Origin of the sequence: Duganella zoogloeoides, from assembly GCF_034479515.1 — a bacterium.
In the GTDB taxonomy this organism is placed as follows: domain Bacteria; phylum Pseudomonadota; class Gammaproteobacteria; order Burkholderiales; family Burkholderiaceae_D; genus Rugamonas; species Rugamonas zoogloeoides.
Genome location: NZ_CP140152.1, coordinates 5203197 through 5218821, shown reverse-complemented (window position 1 = coordinate 5218821; position 15625 = coordinate 5203197). Strand labels below are relative to the sequence as shown.

Below are 15625 nucleotides of genomic sequence, written 5' to 3'. Positions count from 1 at the left end.
TAGGCCTTTCTGGGGGCGAATTATTCTGTCTGCGGGCAACTATATCAGCTTTAATGGCCGCAATTACCGCCGTATGATCCAGATCAAGATGTGTTGCGCGGACGTGAAAAGCCCGTTGCGAAAGACCGGATTTTTGCGGTTTTTCGTGACATTGAGTGAGATTCGCCAGGCGCTTTTGGGCACCTGTTACTTACTATTTGATAGTTATTGTGCTGGGCTACTGGGTAAAGCTGCCGGCGAACTGGTAGCGGTGTCCCGGGTGCCACATGGTGGCAATGGTGGCGATGCGTCCGCCCGACATGGTCTGGCGGCGCAGCACCAGGCAGGCCTGGCGCACCTCGATGGCCAGCATGTCGGCGATTTCGCGCGGCGCCGGCAGCGCTTCGATGCTGTAGCTGGCGCCTTGCAGCGGCGCGGCCTGCATCAGGTATTCGTTGGGGGTGATGGCGCCGAAGTCCTGTTCCATGTAGTCGGGCGCGCAGTCGGGATTGACCCAGCGGTCTTCCACCTGGATCGGCACGCCGTTCTCGAAATGGATGATCACCGAGTGGAACAGCGGGTGGCCGGACGGCAGTTCGAACTGCTTGGCCATCAAGTCGCTGGCCTTGAGCTGTTCCAGGTGTTGCAGGCTGCTGCGGTGGACGTGGCCGCGCGCGCGCACTTCCTCGGCAATCGACTTGATCTGCAGCAGCGTGGACTGGTATTTTTGCTGAGCAACGTAGGTGCCGGAACCCTGGCGCCGCGTGAGGACCTGTTCGGCGGTCAGTTCGCGCACGGCGCGGTTGACGGTCATGCGCGAGACGCCAAACTGTTTGACCAGCGCCTGCTCGGACGGAATCACGTCGCCTTCTTTCCACACGCCGGCGCCGATCTGCGCCAGTAAATAATCCTTGATCCGCTGGAAAATCGGGGTATGGTCAGATGGTTGATTGTTTGCTTGCTGGTCCAAACCGCGTCTCCGTAGGCGCCCCCGGGCAGGCGGCTGACCGGCATTCTAGCATCGACATACAATTCGAAAGCAAGCGCCGGAGTGTGCGTACCGGCGCCGGTGGCTACCATGGCCGCATTGCCATTCATTCATGGAGGTCGAGATGGGTAACTCAGCTTTGTCCAACCTGGCGTATGCCGACGATACCGCGCGCTGGGCCGCCGTGCAGGCGCGCGATGCCGGCGCCGACGACGTGTTCTGGTACTCGGTGCGCAGCACCGGCGTGTATTGCCGGCCCTCGTGCGCGGCCCGCCCGGCGCTGCGCCGCAACGTCGCGTTTCACGCCAGCCGCGCAGAAGCGGAGCAGGCCGGCTTTCGTCCCTGCATGCGCTGCAAGCCCGACCAGCCGCCGCTGGCCGCGCGCCAGGCCGCCATCGCGGCGCGTGCCTGCGCCCTGATCGATGCCGCCGCCCAGGCCGGCGACGCCCTGCCCGACCTCGACGCGCTGGCGGCGGCGGTCGGCGTCAGCCGTTTTCATTTTCATCGGATTTTCAAGGCGGCCACCGGCATCACGCCCAAGGCCTACGCCAATGCCGGCCGTGCACGACGGGTGCAGCAGGGACTGGCGCAGCAGGATTCCGTCACCGACACGCTCTACGCGGCCGGCTTCAATTCCAGCGGCCGGTTTTATGCGCAGGCGCCGGCGGTGCTGGGCATGACGCCGTCGGCGTTCCGCGCGGGCGGGCAGGGCGCGCAGATCCGCTTTGCGATTGCCGCGTGCTCGCTGGGCGCGATCCTGGTTGCCAGCACGGACCACGGCATTTGCGCGATCCTGATCGACGACGATCCCGATTTCCTGGTGCGCGACCTGCAGGACCGCTTTCCGAACGCCGAGCTGATCGGCGCCGAGGCCGACTACGAGCAGGTGGTGTCGCGCGTGGTGGGCATGGTGGAGCGCCCGGAGCTGGGCCTGGACCTGCCGCTCGATGTGCGCGGCACGGCGTTCCAGCAGCGCGTGTGGCAGGCGCTGCGCGCGATTCCCGCCGGGCGCACCGTCAGCTACGCCGAGCTGGCCGACCTGGTGGGCCTGCCCAAGGGCGCGCGCGCCGTGGCCGGGGCGTGCGCGGCCAATGCGCTGGCCGTGGCGATTCCATGCCACCGCGTGGTGCGCAACGACGGGTCGATTTCCGGCTACCGCTGGGGCGTCGATCGCAAGGCGGCGCTGCTCGACCGCGAACGGCAGGAGTAGTGCGCCATGGCCAACGGGACATTCGACTTTCAAGAAGGTGAATCCGGGCGAGCGCCGCGCCAGGTGGCGCCTGCACCGTTCGATGCCGGTCGCCAGGGCGTTGGCGCGGCGGCCGGTATCGCGGTGCACGTTGCGGCGCTGGACTGGCAGGCCATCGCCGACGAGCTCACCGCGCATGGCTACGCCATCGTGCCCGGCCTGCTGTCCGCGCCCGAATGCGCGGCCGTGGCGGCCCAGTACGCGCAGCCGCAGCTGTTTCGCAGCCGGGTGGTGATGGCGCAGCATGGCTTCGGCGCCGGCGAGTACCAGTATTTTCGTTATCCGCTGCCGTCGGTCGTCGCTGCGCTGCGCCAGTCGCTTTACGGGCCGCTGGCGGCGATTGCCAACCGCTGGCACGCTGTACTCGACATCGCCGCCCGCTTTCCTCAGGACCATGCCGATTTCCTGGCGCGCTGCCACGCGGCAGGGCAGACGCGGCCCACGCCATTGCTGCTGCAATACGGCGCGGGCGACTATAACTGCCTGCACCAGGATTTATATGGCGAACACGTATTTCCGTTGCAGGCGGCGCTGCTGCTCAGTCAACCCGGGGACGATTTCGACGGCGGCGAGTTCGTGCTGACCGAGCAGCGTCCGCGCATGCAGTCGCGGGTGGCGGTGGTGCCGCTCAAGCGCGGCGACCTGGTGATTTTCCCAGTCAACCACCGGCCGGTGCAGGGCGCACGCGGCAATGTCTATCGCGTGGCCATGCGCCACGGCGTGAGCCGGCTACGGGCCGGGTCGCGCCATACGCTGGGCATCATCTTTCACGATGCGACCTGAGTGATTTTTTGCGTGTGGTACAGCCGCGCATACATGTCGTCGTTGGCCAGTAGTTCATCGTGGCTGCCCGCTTCGCGGATTTTGCCGCCATCGAGCACCACGATGCGGTCGGCGTTCTCGATCGTGGACAGGCGGTGGGCGATGACCACCGTGGTGCGGCCTTCCATCAGGCGCTCCAGCGCCTGCTGCACCAGCCGTTCCGATTCGGTGTCGAGCGCGCTGGTGGCCTCGTCCAGGATCAGGATCGGCGCATCCTTGTAGATGGCGCGGGCGATCGCCAGGCGCTGGCGCTGGCCGCCCGACAGGCGCAAGCCGTTTTCTCCGACCGGCGATTGATAACCCTGCGGCTGGCGCACGATGAACTCGTGCGCGTGCGCCGCGCGCGCGGCCGCTTCGATGCGCTCCTGCGACGGCGCCGGATCGCCGTAGGCGATATTGGCGGCCAGCGTTTCGTTGAACAGCACCACGTCCTGGCTGACCAGCGCGATCTGCCGGCGCAGCGAAGCGAGCGCATACTCGCGCAGATCGACGCCGTCGAGCGTGATGGATCCGCCGCTCACATCGTAAAAGCGCGGCAGCAGGCTCGCCAGCGTGGTCTTGCCGCTGCCCGAACTGCCGACCAGCGCCACCGTCTCGCCGGCGCGGATGTCGAGCGAGACATTATCGAGCGCCAGCCTGGCGTCGGCCACCAGTGGCTTGCCGTCGGCATCGAGGTACTGGAAACTCACGTCCTTGAGCGACAGCTGGCCCTGGGCGCGGGTGGTGGTATGTTGGCCGGTGTCGGCTTCCGTTTCGGTGTCGATCAGGCTGTACACCGAATCGGCGGCAGCCAGGCCCCGTTGCAGCGGCTCGTTGATCTTGGTGAGGTTCTTGATCGGCGACTGCATCGCCATCAGCGCCACGATGAACGAGACGAAGTCGCCGGCCGTGAGGGCGCCGGCCTGGTGGCGCAGCAGCGAAAAATAGATCACCGACGACAGCGTAATCCCGATCAGCAGCATGATCACGCCGGAGTTCAGGGCGGAGGTGGCCGCATGCTTGACCGCCAGTTGGCGATTGAGCTTGACCACGCGGTCGAAGCGGGTCTGTTCGTATTCCTGGCCGCCAAAAATTCTCACCACGCGCTGGCCGCTGATGCTCTCGTCGAGCACATTGGTCAGTTCGCCCATGGCCGCCTGCGCGCTCTTGCTCAGGTGGCGCATGCGGCGCCCGGCAAAGGTGACCACGGCGGCGACCAGCGGCATCAGGATCAGGCAGAACAGCGCCAGTTGCCAGTCCGAGACGAACATGGTGATCAGGTAGCCGATGGTGAGCACCGAATCGCGCACCGCCACGTTGACCACCGTGAGGCCGGCTTGCGCCACCTGGGCGGCGTCGAACGCCACGCGCGAAAGGGTGGTGCCGGTGGACGACTGGTCGAAAAAGCCGTTGGGCAGGCGCATGATGCGGGCGAACATGGCTTCGCGCAGGTTGGCCTGCACCCGGCTGCTGAGCCATGCAGCGCCGTATTCGCCGATGAAACTCGACACCATGCGCATCACGGCCAGTCCGAAAATCACGGCGGGGATGCTCCACATCGCCGCGTCGGCAGTATTCCTGGGCAGGATGTCGGTCAGCCATTGCTGCGCCACGGCCAGCATGCCGGTGGCAGGCGGGCGCACGGCGCCGACCACGTGCGAGGGCGCCAGCGCATCGATCACGGTTTGCAGCTGGCGGATCAGGAGCACATCGGTGGCGGCGGCCAGGCCCACCGCGAACAGGGTAAAGAACCCGATCCACAGGTAAGGGCGGAATTCGTTGAGCAGGCGGTGATAGAGTTGGCGGCTGTTCACTGGGGTGTGGTGATTTCGGCGAAACCGCCATTGTACCCGTCCTGTCGATCTGCAAACTTCGCTACACTGGCAGCCTGGTACCGAATGGAGAAAACGATGCGCACCACCCTCAAGCGGCGCCTGCCGCTGGCCGCCGCCCTGGCGCTTGCCTTCACCGCCCTGGCCCCGGCCGCTCACGCCCAAACCATCATCGACCACGCCAACGGCTACACGCTGACGGCGGCCGGCGCCTTGCAGCGCTTTACGTCGCTGGCGTTCGACGCCCAGGGCAAGGTAGTGGTGGCCGGCAGCGAGGCGCAGACAGCGGCCGCACTGCCGGGCGCCAAGCACGTCGATGCCCAGGGCAAGACCCTGCTGCCGGGGCTGATCGACGCCCACGGCCACGTGTTCGGGCTGGGCGAGATCGCCTCGGGCGTGGACCTGTTTACGCCCACCTCGCTGCCGGCGGCCCTGCGCGCAGTGGCGGACTTTGCCCGCGCCCACCCGAAAAACGCCTGGATCATCGGCCATGGCTGGAACCAGGAAGCCTGGAAGCTGGGCCGTTTCCCCACCGCCGCCGACCTCGACGCGGTGGTGGGCGACCGCCCGGTGCTGCTGCGCCGGGTGGACGTGCATGCCACCTGGCTCAACAGTACGGCGCTGGCCATGGCCGGCATCACCAGGGACACGCCGGACCCCGCCGGCGGCAAGATCGAACGCGACGCCAAGGGCAACCCTACCGGAGTGCTGGTGGACAGCGCCATGGCGCTGGCCGACAAGGTGGTGCCGCTGCCCACGCCGGCGCAGGCGCGCGCCATGCTCGACAACGCGCTGGCGCTGCTGGCCAAGTCGGGCCTGACCAGCGTGCACGACGCCGGCATTTCGGTGGCCGAGGATGGCATTTACCGCGACTACGCCGACCACGGCAAGCTCACCGCCCGCGTGTACGCCATGATCGGCGACACCGGCGCCGCCTTCGACGAGTTATCGAAGGAAGGACCGCTGAAAACCTACGCCAACGACACCTATGCGCTGGCCGCCGTCAAGCTGTTCTCGGACGGCGCGCTGGGCAGCCGGGGCGCCGCCTTGATCGCCCCGTACTCGGACATGCCATCGACGAAAGGACTGCTGTTCCAGCAGAACGCCGCCATGCAGGCCAAGATGGAAAAAGCGATGAAGGCCGGCTACCAGGTCAACGTTCACGCCATCGGCGACGCCGGCAACCACCAGATCCTCGACGCCTACGCCCAACTGATTCCCAAGTACCAGGCCGGCGGCCTGCGTCACCGCATCGAGCACGCGCAGGTGGTCTCACCCGAGGATATCCCGCGCTTCAAGGCGCTGGACATCATCCCGTCGATGCAGCCCACGCACGCCACGTCGGACCAGAACATGGCCGAGCAGAGGGTGGGGCCTGAGCGCATCAAGGGCGCCTACGCCTGGCGCACCTTCCTCGACCAGGGCTCGCGCATTGCCTGCGGCTCGGACTTCCCGGTGGAGCCGCCCGATCCGTTCGAAGGCCTGCACGCGGCGGTCACACGGCAGAACGCGGCAGGTGCGCCGACGGGCGGCTGGTACAAGAACCAGGCCATGACCCTGACCGAGGCGCTGCGGTGCTTCACGCTCGATGCGGCCTATGCGGCGCGCCAGGAAAATCTCATCGGTTCGCTGGAGCCGGGCAAGTGGGCCGATTTCATTGTGATCGACCGCGATATCTTCACGGCGCCGCCCGAGCAGCTGGGCAAGACGGTGGTACTGCAAACCTGGATGGGCGGCAAACGAGTCTATAAAAAATAGGCAAAGGCGGTTGACTTGGTTGTATAGACAACCTATGCTAGGGGCACCTTATCCCCATGAGCAGGAGCGACCATGAGCCACGACAACGATCCGCGTTTCGACGCCACCCGCGATATCCGCGCCCCGCGCGGCCCCGAGCGTACCTGCAAGAACTGGGGCGCCGAGGCCGCGTACCGCATGCTGCAGAACAACCTCGACAAGGAAGTGGCGGAAAATCCACAGCACCTGGTGGTCTACGGCGGCATCGGCCGCGCCGCCCGCGACTGGGCCTGCTACGACCAGATCCTGGCCTCGCTGCGCGACCTGGAAGACAACCAGACCCTGTTGATCCAGTCGGGCAAGCCGGTCGGCGTGTTCCAGACCCACGAAGACGCGCCACGGGTGCTGATTGCGAACTCCAACCTGGTGCCCAAGTGGGCCAACTGGGAGCACTTCAATGAACTCGACCGCAAAGGCCTGTTCATGTACGGCCAGATGACGGCCGGTTCGTGGATCTATATCGGCACCCAGGGCATTGTCCAGGGCACGTACGAAACCTTTGCCGAAGCAGGGCGCCAGCACTTCGGCGGCGATTTGAAGGGGCGCTGGGTACTGACCGCCGGCCTCGGTGGCATGGGCGGCGCCCAGCCGCTGGCCGCCACCATGGCCGGCGCCGTGTCGCTCACCATCGAGTGCCAGCAAAGCAGCATCGACTTCCGCCTGCGTACCCGCTACCTGGATAAACAGGCCGCCAGCATCGACGAGGCGCTTGCCATGATCTCCGCGCACAAGGCCAACGGCGACGCGATTTCCATCGGCCTGCTCGGCAACGCCGCCGACGTGCTGCCCGAACTGGTGCGCCGCGCGCGCGCGGGTGGCCTGGCGCCCGACCTGGTAACCGACCAGACCTCCGCCCATGACCTGATCAACGGCTACCTGCCGCAGGGCTGGACCGTGGAACAATGGAAGGCCGCGCAAGCCGACCCGGCCCGCCACGCGGAATTGCAAGCTGCCGCTGCCGGCTCGTGCGCGGTACACGTGCAGGCGATGCTGGACTTCCAGGCGCTCGGCTGCAAGGTGGTCGATTACGGCAACAACATCCGCCAGGTGGCGTTCGACCACGGCGTCGCGAATGCCTTCGATTTCCCCGGCTTCGTACCGGCGTACATCCGCCCGCAGTTCTGCGAGGGGCGCGGACCGTTCCGCTGGGTGGCGCTGTCCGGCGACCCGGAAGACATCTATAAAACCGACGCCAAGATCAAGGAACTGTTCCCGCACCACGCGCAGGTGCACCGCTGGCTCGACATGGCGCGCGAGCGCATCGCCTTCCAGGGCCTGCCGGCGCGCATCTGCTGGCTCGGTCTTGGCGAGCGCCACCTGGCCGGCCTGGCCTTCAACGAGATGGTGAAAAACGGCGAGCTGAAAGCGCCGATCGTGATCGGTCGCGACCACCTCGATACCGGCTCGGTCGCCAGCCCGAATCGTGAAACGGAAAGCATGAAAGATGGCACCGACGCCGTCTCCGACTGGCCGCTCCTGAACGCCTTGCTCAATACTGCCGGCGGCGCCACCTGGGTGTCGCTGCACCACGGCGGTGGCGTGGGCATGGGCTATTCGCAGCACTCGGGCGTGGTGATCGTTGCCGACGGCACCGACGCTGCCGCCAAACGGCTGGCGCGGGTGCTGGTCAACGACAGCGGCTCGGGCGTGATGCGCCACGCCGATGCCGGCTACGACACCGCCATCGCCTGCGCCCAGCGCAATGGCCTCAACCTTCCAATGATCAAATGACCATGACCCTCACCTTGAAACCGGGCGCGCTGACGCTCGCCGAATTGCGCGCTGTCTGGAACGAGGCCGCCCCACTGGCCCTCGCCAGGGAAGCCTATCCCGTGATCGAAGCGTCGGCTGCCGCCGTGCGCGCCATCGTCGCCAAGGGCGATGCCGCCTACGGCATCAACACCGGCTTCGGCCTGCTGGCCAAAACCCGCATCCCCGACGACAAGCTCGAACAATTGCAACGCAACCTGATCCTGTCGCACTCGGTGGGCACCGGCGAGCTGGTATCCGACGCCGTGTGCCGCCTGATCATGCTGATGAAGATCGGCAGCCTGGCGCGCGGCTACTCGGGCGTGCGCCCGCTCATCATCGACACCCTGGTCGCGCTGTACAACGCCGGCATCATGCCCGCCATTCCCGCCAAGGGTTCCGTGGGCGCCTCGGGCGACCTGGCGCCGTTGTCGCACATGACCCTGGCCATGCTGGGCGTGGGCCAGGTGCGCATGAACGGGGTGATGATGGACGCCACCGAGGCCTTGCAGGCCGCCGGCATCGCGCCGGTGGTGCTGGCTGCCAAGGAGGGCCTGGCGCTGATCAACGGCACCCAGGTCTCGACCGCGCTGGCGCTGTACGGCCTGTTCATGGCCGAGCGTTTGCTGGAGGCGGGTTTCGTCTCGGGCGCACTGTCGCTCGACGCCGCCAAGGGCAGCGATGCGCCGTTCGACGCCCGCGTGCACGAAGTGCGTGGCCAGCCCGGCCAGATCGCCGCCGCCGCCATCTACCGCCAACTGGTGGCCGATAGCGCGATCCGCGCCTCGCACCTGGTCGGTGACGAGCGGGTGCAGGACCCGTACTGCCTGCGCTGCCAGCCGCAGGTGATGGGCGCGTGCTGGGACATCATCAACAATGCCGCGCGCACGCTGCTGATCGAAGCGAACGCCGTCACCGACAATCCGCTGCTGTTCAAGGATGGCGAGCTGTCGGTGGTGGTCTCGGGCGGCAATTTCCATGCCGAGCCGGTGGCCTTTGCGGCCGACACCCTGGCGCTGGCAATCGCCGAAATCGGCAGCATCGCCGAGCGCCGCATCGCCCTGCTGATCGATGCGACCTTATCGGGCCTGCCGCCGTTCCTGGTGCCCGAGCCGGGCGTGAACTCCGGCTTCATGATCGCCCACGTCACGGCCGCCGCGCTGGCGTCGGAGAATAAATCGCTGGCGCACCCGGGCAGCGTGGATACCATCCCGACGTCCGCCAACCAGGAAGACCACGTCAGCATGGCCACCTACGCGGCGCGCCGGCTCGACGACATGGCCCAGAACACGGCAGTCATCATCGGCATCGAGCTGATGGCGGCGGCGCAGGGCATCGACTTCCACCGCCCGCTCACCACCGCGCCGCACCTGGAGCACGTGCACGCGCAACTGCGCCAGTCGGTACCGTTTTTTGATGCCGACCGCTTCTTCGCGCCCGATATCGAGGCCGCCAAGGGCATGGTCATGCGCGGTGAACTGAGCGCCTCGTGCCGCGAGTTGTTTACTTCCTTGCACCCTTAACCTGCGGAGGCGCTATGGATTACCAGTTCCAGGCCGGCACCATCCCGTTGCTGGTGTCCATGCCCCACGTGGGCACCGACATCCCCGACGAAATCGCGGCCACCATGACGGCAGCGGCCACCGACCGCCAGGACACCGACTGGCACCTGGCGCGCCTGTACGGCTTTTTGCAGGAGATGGGCGCATCGACCATTGCGGCGCGCTGGTCGCGCTACGCGATCGACCTCAATCGCCCGCCCGAGAACACCAACCTGTACCCGGGCCAGGACACCACCGGCCTGTGCCCGGTCGATACGTTTCACCGCGAGCCGCTGTACGTCGAGGGCCGCGTGCCGGACCAGGCCGAAGTGGAGCGGCGCCTGCAACACTACTGGCAGCCATATCACGCGCGGCTGCGCGCGGAACTCGACCGCCTGCTGGCCATCCACGGCCGGGTGGTGCTGTGGGATGCGCATTCGATCGCGTCCAGGGTGCCGCGCTTTTTTGACGGCAAGCTGCCCGACCTGAACTTCGGCACCGCCGACGGCGCCACCTGCGCGCCGGGACTGGCGCATGCCGTGGTGTCGCGCGCACTGGCGCAAGATCGCTACAGCGTGGCGGTCAATGGCCGCTTCAAGGGCGGCCATATCACGCGTTTCTATGGCCGGCCCGAGACGGGCGTCCATGCGATCCAGCTTGAAATGTGCCAGTCGGTGTACATGGACGAGGAGGCGCCCTATGGCTACCGCTCCGACCTGGCGGCGCAGGTGCAGGGTCTCTTGCGCGCGATGACGCAGGCGGCGGCCGACTGGGTGCAGTCATGAACCAGCTGTTCGCCCGCCACGCCTTGCTCCCCGATGGCTGGCGCGCTGACGTGCTGCTGGAATGGAACCAGGCCGGCGACCTGGTTGCCGTTACGCCCGGCAGCGCACCGGCAGCAGGCATCGAATGCGTGGAATACGCGCTGCCCGGCATGGTCAACCTGCATTCGCACAGTTTCCAGCGCGCGCTCGGTGGCCGCACCGAGTTCGCCGGTGACAGCCATGACAGCTTCTGGACCTGGCGCGACCTGATGTACCGCTTCGCGCGCAACATCACGCCCGACCAAATCGAGGCGATTGCCGCGCAGCTGTTTTCGGAATGCCTGCGTCACGGCTACACCTCGGTATGCGAATTCCACTATGTGCAACGTCAGCCCGATGGCGCCTGGTACGACCGGCCGGCCGAAACCGCCGAGCGCGTGATTGCCGCCGCACGGTTGGCGGGAATCGGCGTCACCATGCTGCCGGTGTTGTATAGTTATTCGGGATTTAACGACAGTCCCCTGAAGCCGGAGCAGCAGCGCTTTCGCACCGATGCCGACGATGTGCTGCGCGTAGTAGAGGCCTTGGCGCCGCTGCGCGACGGCCAGACCGAGGTGGGCGTGGCGCCGCACTCGCTGCGCGCGGCATCCATCGCGCAGATCAACGCGGTGCTGGCGGCCTTGCCGCCGGAGCGGCCGGTGCATGTGCATATTGCCGAGCAGCAGGCGGAGGTGCAGCAAGCGCTGGCGCATACCGGCCGGCGTCCGGTGCAATTATTGTTCGACCAGGTGGCGGTCGATGGCCGCTGGTGTCTGGTCCATGCAACGCACCTGAGTAGCACTGAAGTGCGCAGCATCGCTGCCAGCGGTGCGGTGGCGGGCCTGTGTCCCACCACCGAGGCCAACCTGGGCGATGGCCTGTTTCCGCTGGAGGATTTTCTGGCGGTGGGCGGACGGTTCGGCATCGGCAGCGACAGCCATGTGTCGCAAAGCCCGGTGGAGGAATTGCGCTGGCTCGAATACGGCCAGCGGCTGCACCACCAGCGCCGCAATATCGCGGTATCGAAGGCGCAGCGCCAGGTGGGCGACTTTTTATGGCAGGGCGCCTTGCAGGGCGGGGCGCAGGCGGCGGGTCGGCCGGTGGGGGCGCTGGCGGCGGGCCGCCGCGCCGATGTACTGGTGCTCGATGATGGCCATCCCAACCTGTGCGGCCTGGCGCTGCACGAGGTGCTGGGCAGCCTGATTTTTAGCGGCAACGACAACCTGGTGCGCGACGTCCTGGTCGGCGGCCGGTGGGTGGTACGCAACGCGCAACACGTGGCGCAGCAGGCGATTGCTGCGCGCTTCAAGCACACGATGGCAGAACTGAGGGAGTTCCGATGAACCGGTTAATCCAGTACGCAAGCCTGCGGCCCACGCCGTGGAAGAACGGCGGCGGCGTCACCACCGAACTGGCGATGTCGCCGCCCGGCGCCTGCCTCGACGATTTCGACTGGCGCGTGAGCCTGGCCAGCATCGCCGAAGATGGCCCGTTCTCGCAGTTTCCCGGCGTGGACCGCACGCTGGTGCTGGTCGCCGGCGACGGCGTGCTGCTCGACTTCGGCGACGAACGGGTGGTGCTCAGTCCCAGCGAGCCGCTGGTGGAATTTGCCGGAGAAGACCCGGTGCACGCCACCATTAGCGGGCCAATGAGTGGCCAGTCCACGCTCGACTTCAACGTGATGACCCGGCGTGGCCGCTATCGTCACCGGATCGAACCGTTCGTGGTGTGCGGCAGCGTGCCGCTGCCGCGCCGCAGCGGTACCACGCTGGTGTTCCTGGCCGACGGCGAGAGCCTGTCGGTGGGCAGTGCGCGCGAACGGCTGGCGCTGGTGCGCTACGACCTGCTTGTGCTCGACGGCGAACAGGCCTGGACGCTGGAATCGGCCCAGGCCACGGTGTTCGTAGTCGATCTGATCGCCAACTAGGGCTGCCCATGGCGTGGGACGTGTTGTTTACCAATGTGCACCTGGCCACCATGGCCAACGGTGATAGCGGCGGTTACGGCGAAATTCTTGACGCCGCGATTGCGGTCAGGGACGGCCGCATCGCCTGGCTGGGGCCACGGGCAGCGCTGCCCGACGGCCAGGCCGCCACCGTGCACGACGGCGGCGGCTGCTGGCTCACGCCCGGCCTGATCGACTGCCACACCCACATCGTCCACGCCGGCAGCCGCAGCGGCGAATTCGAAGCGCGCCTCAACGGCGCCACCTATGAAGATATCGCCCGCGCGGGCGGCGGCATCATGTCCACCGTGCGCGCCACGCGCGCCGCCAGCGCAGACGAACTGCTGGCGCAAAGCCTGCCGCGCGTGCACAGCCTCCTTGCCGAAGGCGTGACCACCATTGAAATCAAGTCCGGCTATGGCCTCGACCTGGAGAACGAGGCGAAGATGCTGCGCGTCGCCCGCCGTATCGGCCGCGAGCTGCCGGTGCAGGTGGCCACCACGTTTTTAGGCGCGCACGCGCTGCCGCCCGAATATGCGGGCCGCGCCGACGACTATATCGACGCCGTGTGCGCGATGATCGCGCCGCTGGCCGGCGAGGGACTGGTCGATGCGGTCGATGCCTTCTGCGAGCGCATCGGCTTTTCGCACGAACAGACCGAGCGCGTATTCCAGGCGGCACACGCGCACGGCTTGCCGGTCAAGCTGCACGCCGAACAGCTATCGGACCAGCGCGGCGCCGAACTGGTGGCGCGCTACGACGGCCTGTCCGCCGACCATCTCGAACATCTGAGCTCCGAAGGTATCGCCGCCATGGCCGCCGCCGGTACCGTGGCCGTGCTGCTCCCCGGCGCCTATTATTTTTTACGCGACACCAATGCGCCGCCAGTCAGCGCCCTGCGCGCACTCGGTGTGCCGATGGCGGTCTCGACCGACTGCAATCCAGGCACCTCGCCCATGACCTCCGTGCTGCTGGCGATGAACATGGCATGTACCTTGTGGCGCCTGACGCCGCAGGAAGCGCTGGCCGGCTGCACCGTGCACGCGGCCCGCGCGCTGGGCCGGCACGACCAGGTGGGCACGCTGGCCGTAGGCAAGCGCGCCGATTTCGCGCTGTGGCGCATCGACCGCCCGGGCGAGCTGGCGTATGCGATCGGCTTCAATCCGTGCCGGGGCGTGGTCAATGCCGGCGTGTGGCGTTCGCCACGGGGGCTTTGAGCCGGGTTCGCGTGCGCGGTGGTAAGCTGGCCGGATTGACCATTGATCTGGAGACTTTGTGCGCGCACGACCGCCAGCCTGGCTGACCCTGATTTTCATGCTGTGCACCCTGTACTCCTTGTGCGGCACGGCGCATGCCGCTGACGATACCCTGCATGTCGGCTCCAAGCGCTTCACCGAATCGTACATCCTGGGCGAGGTGCTCACGCAAGTGGCTGCGCCGCACGCGAAAGTCACGCACCTGCAAGGCCTCGGCAACACCGCCATCGTGCTCGCTGCCCTGCAGGCCGGGCGCATCGACGTCTATGCCGAATACCTGGGCACCATCGACCTGGAAATCCTCAAGCACCCGCAGGCGACGTCGCTCGCGCAGATCCGCAAGGAGCTCGCGGCCATGGGCCTGGGCGTGGCCGTGCCGCTGGGTTTTAACAATACCTATTCGCTGGCGATGCGCGGCGACGCCGCCAGCGTCACGACCGTCGCCGACCTGGCCCGGCAGCCAGCGCTGCGCTTCGGGCTGTCACACGAATTCATCGGTCGCGCCGACGGCTGGCCGGGCCTCGCCCAGCGCTACGGTCTGCCACAGCGCCCGCAGGGACTCGACCACGGTTTGGCTTACGAGGCCTTGCGCCAGGGCCAGACCGACGTCATCGACATTTATTCCACCGATGCCAAGATCCGCCAGTACGGCCTGCGCGTGCTCGACGATAACCTCGGTTACTTCCCCCGTTACGACGCCATGCTGCTGTACCGGCTGGACGCCGCCAAGCGCTTTCCCGCTGCATGGCAAGCCATCGAAAAGCTGGAAGGACGGATCAGCGCCGACGCCATGATCGCCATGAATGCCTCCGCCGAAATCGACGGCAAGAATTTTACCGAGGTGGCGCGCGCGTGGCTGGCGGCCGGTGGCCTGGCAGGCGCTCCCCCCGAGGCCGCATCTTCCTGGCGTACCGGCCTGGCCGGAAAAATCTTCGACGACAACCTGGGCCGCCTCACGCGCCAGCACCTGACGCTGGTGCTGGTAGGTGGGCCTGGCTTGCCTGGCCGGCGTGCCGCTCGGGGTGCTGGCGGCGGTGTATCCGCGCTTGCGGCAAGTGGTGCTGGGTGTGACCGGCGTGTTGCAAACGGTGCCGTCGCTGGCGCTGCTGGCCTTGTTGATTCCCTTGCTGGGCGTGATCGGCACGGTGCCGGCGCTGATCGCGCTGGTGGTGTACGCGCTGCTGCCCATCGTGCGCAATACCTGCACCGGCCTGCTGCAAGTATCTCCCGGCTTGCGCATGGCGGCACTGGCGCTGGGGTTGCGGCCGGGCCAGCGGCTGTGGCTGATCGAGCTGCCGCTGGCGTTGCCGGTGATTCTGGCCGGCGTGAAGACGGCAGCGGTGATGAGCGTAGGCACGGCCACCATTGCCGCGTTTATCGGCGCCGGCGGTTTCGGCGAGCGCATCACCATCGGCCTGGCGCTCAACGACAACCAGATGCTGCTGGCCGGCGCCATCCCGGCGGCAGTGCTGGCGCTGCTCACGCAAGCCGTGTTCGAACTGCTCGAACGTGTCGCTAGCCGCGCGCCCGCGCCACGGCTGTAAAGCCGGGAGTGCAAGGCTGCCGGTTTATGTAAAGCCGTGTAAGCAGGTCTTGCGGCGCGTAAGGGTTTGTAATGGCTTGCCGGATGCGGGCAGGGCGCGGCTATAGTGAAGCCGTCGAAACATCTCCCTTCCCTCTGACAC

Annotated in this window: 11 protein-coding genes and 1 pseudogene; 10 read left to right on the top strand and 2 right to left on the bottom strand. The window is 66.9% G+C overall.

Features of this window, described 5'->3' with window-relative positions:
• Positions 1–217: 217 nt before the first annotated feature.
• Entirely contained in the window at positions 218–949 is a 732-nt protein-coding gene (gene hutC, locus SR858_RS23015) for a histidine utilization repressor (protein WP_019923240.1), read from the bottom strand.
• 130 nt (positions 950–1079) lie between these two features.
• Between hutC and ada the strand changes: the two genes are divergently transcribed.
• Together ada and SR858_RS23005 are read left to right on the top strand one after the other, a co-directional pair.
• The gene (gene ada, locus SR858_RS23010; RefSeq protein WP_019923239.1) at positions 1080–2177 is read left to right on the top strand and encodes a bifunctional DNA-binding transcriptional regulator/O6-methylguanine-DNA methyltransferase Ada; all 1098 of its coding nucleotides are present in this window, start codon (positions 1080–1082) and stop codon (positions 2175–2177) included.
• Between the two features lie 6 nt (positions 2178–2183).
• Positions 2184–2999 carry a 2OG-Fe(II) oxygenase gene (locus SR858_RS23005; RefSeq protein WP_019923238.1) on the top strand — a complete coding sequence of 272 codons (816 nt, stop codon included), beginning with the start codon at positions 2184–2186 and terminating at the stop codon, positions 2997–2999.
• Here SR858_RS23005 and msbA read toward each other — a convergent pair.
• The gene (gene msbA / locus SR858_RS23000) at positions 2984–4831 is read right to left on the bottom strand and encodes a lipid A export permease/ATP-binding protein MsbA (protein WP_019923237.1); all 1848 of its coding nucleotides are present in this window, start codon (positions 4829–4831) and stop codon (positions 2984–2986) included. The two genes, SR858_RS23005 and msbA, sit on opposite strands and share 16 nt — an antisense overlap.
• A gap of 96 nt (positions 4832–4927) precedes the next feature.
• Here msbA and SR858_RS22995 point away from each other — a divergent pair, with 96 nt between their 5' ends.
• The 8 genes and pseudogenes from SR858_RS22995 (at position 4928) to SR858_RS22960 (ending at position 15484) form a co-directional block, all read left to right on the top strand.
• Positions 4928–6607, top strand: coding sequence for an amidohydrolase (locus SR858_RS22995; protein WP_019923236.1), 1680 nt, complete (start codon positions 4928–4930; stop codon positions 6605–6607).
• 72 nt (positions 6608–6679) lie between these two features.
• The gene (hutU, locus tag SR858_RS22990; protein ID WP_019923235.1) at positions 6680–8377 is read left to right on the top strand and encodes a urocanate hydratase; all 1698 of its coding nucleotides are present in this window, start codon (positions 6680–6682) and stop codon (positions 8375–8377) included.
• On the top strand, positions 8374–9918 hold the full coding sequence (hutH, locus tag SR858_RS22985) for a histidine ammonia-lyase (protein WP_019923234.1): 1545 nt from the start codon (positions 8374–8376) through the stop codon (positions 9916–9918). The genes hutU and hutH overlap by 4 nt, the downstream gene beginning before the upstream one ends.
• A gap of 14 nt (positions 9919–9932) precedes the next feature.
• On the top strand, positions 9933–10721 hold the full coding sequence (hutG, locus tag SR858_RS22980; protein WP_019923233.1) for an N-formylglutamate deformylase: 789 nt from the start codon (positions 9933–9935) through the stop codon (positions 10719–10721).
• Entirely contained in the window at positions 10718–12082 is a 1365-nt protein-coding gene (locus tag SR858_RS22975) for a formimidoylglutamate deiminase (protein WP_019923232.1), read from the top strand. Before hutG ends, SR858_RS22975 begins: the two co-directional genes overlap by 4 nt.
• On the top strand, positions 12079–12666 hold the full coding sequence (locus SR858_RS22970; RefSeq protein ID WP_019923231.1) for a HutD/Ves family protein: 588 nt from the start codon (positions 12079–12081) through the stop codon (positions 12664–12666). Before SR858_RS22975 ends, SR858_RS22970 begins: the two co-directional genes overlap by 4 nt.
• An 8-nt stretch (positions 12667–12674) precedes the next feature.
• Positions 12675–13901 (top strand): imidazolonepropionase, encoded by a 1227-nt coding sequence (gene hutI / locus SR858_RS22965; RefSeq protein ID WP_019923230.1) that lies wholly within the window; start codon positions 12675–12677, stop codon positions 13899–13901.
• Between the two features lie 97 nt (positions 13902–13998).
• A pseudogene (locus SR858_RS22960) lies at positions 13999–15484 on the top strand (glycine betaine ABC transporter substrate-binding protein).
• Positions 15485–15625: the final 141 nt, after the last annotated feature.

Coding starts and splice junctions, on each gene's coding strand:
- ada (WP_019923239.1), top strand. CDS start 1,080: ATGGAGGTCGAGATGGGTAACTCAGCTTTGTCCAACCTGGCGTATGCC.
- SR858_RS23005 (WP_019923238.1), top strand. CDS start 2,184: ATGGCCAACGGGACATTCGACTTTCAAGAAGGTGAATCCGGGCGAGCG.
- SR858_RS22995 (WP_019923236.1), top strand. CDS start 4,928: ATGCGCACCACCCTCAAGCGGCGCCTGCCGCTGGCCGCCGCCCTGGCG.
- hutU (WP_019923235.1), top strand. CDS start 6,680: ATGAGCCACGACAACGATCCGCGTTTCGACGCCACCCGCGATATCCGC.
- hutH (WP_019923234.1), top strand. CDS start 8,374: ATGACCATGACCCTCACCTTGAAACCGGGCGCGCTGACGCTCGCCGAA.
- hutG (WP_019923233.1), top strand. CDS start 9,933: ATGGATTACCAGTTCCAGGCCGGCACCATCCCGTTGCTGGTGTCCATG.
- SR858_RS22975 (WP_019923232.1), top strand. CDS start 10,718: ATGAACCAGCTGTTCGCCCGCCACGCCTTGCTCCCCGATGGCTGGCGC.
- SR858_RS22970 (WP_019923231.1), top strand. CDS start 12,079: ATGAACCGGTTAATCCAGTACGCAAGCCTGCGGCCCACGCCGTGGAAG.
- hutI (WP_019923230.1), top strand. CDS start 12,675: ATGGCGTGGGACGTGTTGTTTACCAATGTGCACCTGGCCACCATGGCC.